Annotated in this window: 4 protein-coding genes; 1 reads left to right on the plus strand and 3 read right to left on the minus strand. The window is 37.3% G+C overall.

The genetic code is table 11. The annotated features are described in order from the left end of the window. The first annotated feature begins 99 nt into the window (after positions 1–99). Positions 100–570: a hypothetical protein gene (locus AB5123_RS13915; protein ID WP_278946318.1), complete on the plus strand. Its 471-nt coding sequence runs from the start codon at positions 100–102 to the stop codon at positions 568–570. 36 nt (positions 571–606) lie between these two features. Here AB5123_RS13915 and AB5123_RS13920 read toward each other — a convergent pair whose 3' ends face one another. Genes AB5123_RS13920 through AB5123_RS13930 form a run of 3 tightly spaced genes read right to left on the minus strand, consistent with a single transcriptional unit; the run spans position 607 to position 4,070 of the window. Continuing rightward, the gene (locus tag AB5123_RS13920; RefSeq protein ID WP_368364964.1) at positions 607–2,643 is read right to left on the minus strand and encodes a coiled-coil domain-containing protein; all 2,037 of its coding nucleotides are present in this window, start codon (positions 2,641–2,643) and stop codon (positions 607–609) included. Further along, on the minus strand, positions 2,627–3,112 hold the full coding sequence (locus tag AB5123_RS13925; protein WP_368364965.1) for a hypothetical protein: 486 nt from the start codon (positions 3,110–3,112) through the stop codon (positions 2,627–2,629). The genes AB5123_RS13920 and AB5123_RS13925 overlap by 17 nt, the downstream gene beginning before the upstream one ends. Positions 3,113–3,116: 4 nt before the next feature. Continuing rightward, positions 3,117–4,070 (minus strand): hypothetical protein, encoded by a 954-nt coding sequence (locus AB5123_RS13930; RefSeq protein WP_368364966.1) that lies wholly within the window; start codon positions 4,068–4,070, stop codon positions 3,117–3,119. Positions 4,071–4,421 lie beyond the last annotated feature (351 nt).

Genomic DNA, 4,421 nt, shown 5'->3' on the forward strand with positions numbered 1-4,421 from the left:
CCGCCAAAACATTCACATCGGACGAGCAAAGCTCGCCGATTTTGCGAAGTTTTACAAGTTCTGATAAAATGGAGTCAAAAAAGGAGGTTTCCGAAAATCATGGAGTCAAAAGTGCAAAATGCAAAGAAAAATGCCGATATTGCAGAGGAAAACGATGGTGTCACAGCAGAAAAAATCAAGTTTCCGCTGTATGTATTTCCCGAAACGATGAAAACGGTCGATATTTTATACAAGTCGGACAACTGCTCGTCTCGCACGGAGTTTATGGAAAAGGCAATCAGATTTTACTGCGGTTACCTTTTACAGAACAAGCCCGAGCTTGTGGATTATCTTGCTCCGCAGCTTGCAACGCTTACGGAGGGGATTGTAAAAGGCACGGAACAGAGACTGTCCCGTGCCTTATTTAAGGTTGCTGTCGAACTTGGTGCGATTACACATATGCTTGCGGCTGTGCATGACATTGACGATGATACAATGATCAAGCTTCGTGCAATGTGTACGGATGAGGTTAAGCGGATCAATGGTATCATTAATTTTGAAAAGGCGGTGAGGTATCAGCGGTCAGAGTAAAGAAACACTAAATTCATATTTTTTATATGTAAATTTTTATAGATATTTAAATGCCTTTCCTTCAATTTGAATTTTATGGCAGCGTGACTCATCAAGACTATTGATAATACTAACGAGTTCCTGGCTGTTTAATGTAATAGCAGTAATGATTTGGAATGGCTTTTTGATTTCTACGACCGTCTCAATAAAGCTTTTCATATCCTCCGGCACAATGCTTTGCTGCGCAGGTTCATCAAAAATGATAACACCAGGATGATTACCATCTTTCTCAATAGAAACCTGTAACAGCGCCATTGTGAAAGCCCAGATTACACGAATACCATCGCTAGCAGATGAATCAAATTTCATATCAAATCCATCAATAGTGGGCAGAAGCGATGAATTAATGGAAATATCAATTCCGTCAAAGCTTGACAAACTGCTGTAGTGATACCGCTTTAGATTTTCAATAAATTGCTTCTTCAAGAGGGCAATTTTTTCAACATCTGACTCTGAGATATCCTTTTTCGGAAGCTTGTTCTTCTGGTCAAGATATATATTCCACTCTTTAGATAATTCTTTTAATTGTTCAGTTAAGGAGACAATGGTATTTTTCAATTTTGACAATCGTTCGATGCGGTTACTAATCTCTATCCGCTTAAGCATAATTGCCTCTGAGGCTTCTGCGTCTGTGGTTGTAAACAAATCCGAACGAAGTGTATGTGCTAATCGTCGTAGCATTTGAAGCCGTACTTCGAGATCGTCTTTCTCTCTGCTGAGTTTTTCGCGTGATTCTTTGCGACATCCTAATGTGAATTCCAGCATCTTTTTTTGCTCCTTAAGATGTCTTATGTTATCTTCGATGCTCATGAAGCCGCTTATAGCTTCTGCATCAAGCAAATTGTCTTGAATATGTTGTTTGCAAACGGGACATATATCTGCTGAAATGTCTCCTCCTGTTGCTTCAGAACCGAATTTTTGAAGGCGTGCAGCATCATTATTATTACGGATATCTGAGTTTACCAGTGCCAAATCTGCATTTAGCCGCTTAATTGCTTCGTCGTAACTTGCTAAGTCTCTATTTATTTCATGTAATCGACTTTCAAAAGCAAGTATTTGTGTTTGTGTTTCTGACAGTTCAGTGTTAAGAGCATCAAAATTATCACGCACAAGGGGTTTTAATTGACGCAACCCATTATACTCATCACTTAGAGATTGTATTTCCTCGTCAATAGAGGATGCCCCTATAACCGAAACAACTATTCTTGAATAATCAATGTCTGATAAAACTCGTGGATGAATTGGGAGATTTGAAATTTCACATGATTCTGAGTGAACAGCTTTTTCAAAATCAGAAATCAACTGCTCCCATTTGTGTTCCAGCTGAGTTTTTACTGCATTAAGGCGGTCTCTTTCCTTTTCGTTTTTCAATGTATCCAATCCCAATATATACTCTACAATTCGCTTCTTAGATTCACGGATTCCGAATACTGGCATACCAGAAAGAATATCTGACCAGCCATGTTTTTGCTCAATAAACATAGAGGCGAAAATCATCTGAAGATATAATTTTCGCTCATTACCATCCGATGTACGAACTAAAGGAAGTTCCATGTGAAGGAACTCCTCAAGAAAAGTATGGAATCCCTTTTCACTTGTTGCAGAATTCTGGATATTGACATAGTAATCTTCAGATGATGTCTTATTATTACTTATTGAGTCATAATTTCCATAATAAACAGTTACGAGGTGATTGTCTTTACTTTCTGATTTAATATTTCTGTAAATTGTTCGAGTTTCAATTCCATTGCTGATTTCAAGATAAGCTCCAGACTCAGTTACCGTTAAGGTCTCTCCCTTATCCTCAATGGCGGTTTTAAATGCAGATGTGAGAACTTTGCTTCCAATTCCACCAGCACCACCAAGGATTTGCTCAAAACCAAGACAATAATAAATAGCAGCAAGAATTGAGCTCTTTCCGCAAGTGTTTTCAAGGCTTGCTATAAAGTTTAATCCATCTTTAAATGATTCGTCGATTCCATATACACCTTTAACGGTGTTAATTTCAACTCGTAGTCTATTGATTCTCAGCATCTTTTATTCTCCACCTATCAACTATTTCTTCGACTTTGCTTTCGGTTAACTTTTTCGCTAGCAAATTTAAATCACCTATTTCGATTACCATAAGATCTCCAACGACCTTTATCTGTTCTGCAAGTTGCTTGCCACGGTCAGTTAGTTTGTATTTTGCATTCTGCTGTCGTTTAATTAACCCATATCCTATTGCATATGTTAGAGCACGGTTAACCGATGGATCAAAACGAACAATCGGTGCACTACCAATCCCGTCCGCAAATTCAACAAGCTTTCTCATGTTCTCCTGAGAAATTAAGGCAAATGAAATCATGTGAAGCTTTATAAGTGAACAAACATCTCCACGGCCGCAAATTCGCATAATTAAGCATAATTGAGTGACCTTATAGCTGATACGGTAATTGTACGGAACTGCATCTGGTTTTGCGTTGAAAACAATATCGGTATATTCTAACGGAGTTTCTCTCATTTATTTACCCCCTAAATTCCATTGAACAGTCTGCAAGCCAACTTGCAATTAAATCTTGTTTTAGTTCGCCAATAGATGCTTCAGTAAATCTAGAAGAAAAATCTCGTTCTAGTTTGGAATGAAACTCATTAAGAATTGCATCAAACAAAGTACGATTCATGGTTTTGTCCGTATTCATGAGAGTTTTAATTGACACTTCACGCTTATAGCTTTGTTCAAGCCGGTAAATTTCCTCATATATCTCTGGAAAGTGTACCCGTAAATCATTCAGAATTTCCAACCCACTTATGTAGCAGTCGACATAAATTCCGACGACTTTATTTAAAGCTTCATCAGCGTCATCAACAAGCATGATTGCCTTGATTTTTCTGCGTATGTTTGCAACTTTTTCAGAATCACATTTTGACCAATTAGGCTCACTCGAATGTTCAATAGCTAAATTGAGTCGCATATCTGATAAAGAAGTACGAATGATTCTACTTATTTCCAGTGCAAAATCTTCTGCAGTTTTAATGATAATTTGAAAATCATCTGCGATGTGTGCATATTCAGATGGTTTTTCTTTTTTGGCCGCAAGTACTTCTTGGCGTTTGTTTTCAGCATGCATAAGAATTCGAGTATCTTTATATTCCGGAATGTTAAAATGCCACTCAACAACGGGCGGAACTCCAAGTTTCGTAAGTCTATTAGCGTTTTTCTTTAACTTTTCTATATCGGCAGAAAGTTTGTCACGTTGATGATCATATAGCTCATTATCAGAATAATATCGCTCTGGACAGTAACACTGATGAACAACACCTTTATTTGTAAAGCCTTCTATACCAGCATCGCCCCCTTGGGTAGCGGGAATTGCAGTATAGTTATCTTTTTGATAGCGAATACGATAGCACTGAACGCATAATTCTTCCCATGCATTGCCAGTCATATATCCTTCAATAAAACTTTTGATGCTACTCACAGCATTTCCTCCTTAGTAATTTTAACGAAATTGAATTTGTATAGTCTGGTTCTCGAGATAAGGCACAAATATCCACACAAAATTCCTTCATTTCGTCCAAATAGCGTACTATAACAAATCCAAATAATGTGTACACCTTTATTACTAATACCTTTCTATGTAGCAAAAATAGTGTATCACCTATTTTGGGAGAATTCTGAATGCTCATTTCAAAAAACTTCTTTTCTATTTGTTTGGTTTTCTTTAATAATTGGTGAATATTAACTTCACCCGTTGATAACTTCAAATTATCGTGTGTTAATTTTCTCTTTATGATGATTCACATAAAATAGGAAGGTGGTTGGCAATGAG

Origin of the sequence: Ruminococcus sp. RTP21204st1_B2_RTP21204_210225, from assembly GCF_040914135.1 — a bacterium.
In the GTDB taxonomy this organism is placed as follows: domain Bacteria; phylum Bacillota; class Clostridia; order Oscillospirales; family Ruminococcaceae; genus Hominimerdicola; species Hominimerdicola aceti.

Bases quoted from the DNA above. Each gene is read 5' to 3' on its own strand.
- AB5123_RS13915 (WP_278946318.1), top strand. From the start codon at position 100: ATGGAGTCAAAAGTGCAAAATGCAAAGAAAAATGCCGATATTGCAGAG.
- AB5123_RS13920 (WP_368364964.1), bottom strand. From the start codon at position 2,643: ATGCTGAGAATCAATAGACTACGAGTTGAAATTAACACCGTTAAAGGT.
- AB5123_RS13925 (WP_368364965.1), bottom strand. From the start codon at position 3,112: ATGAGAGAAACTCCGTTAGAATATACCGATATTGTTTTCAACGCAAAA.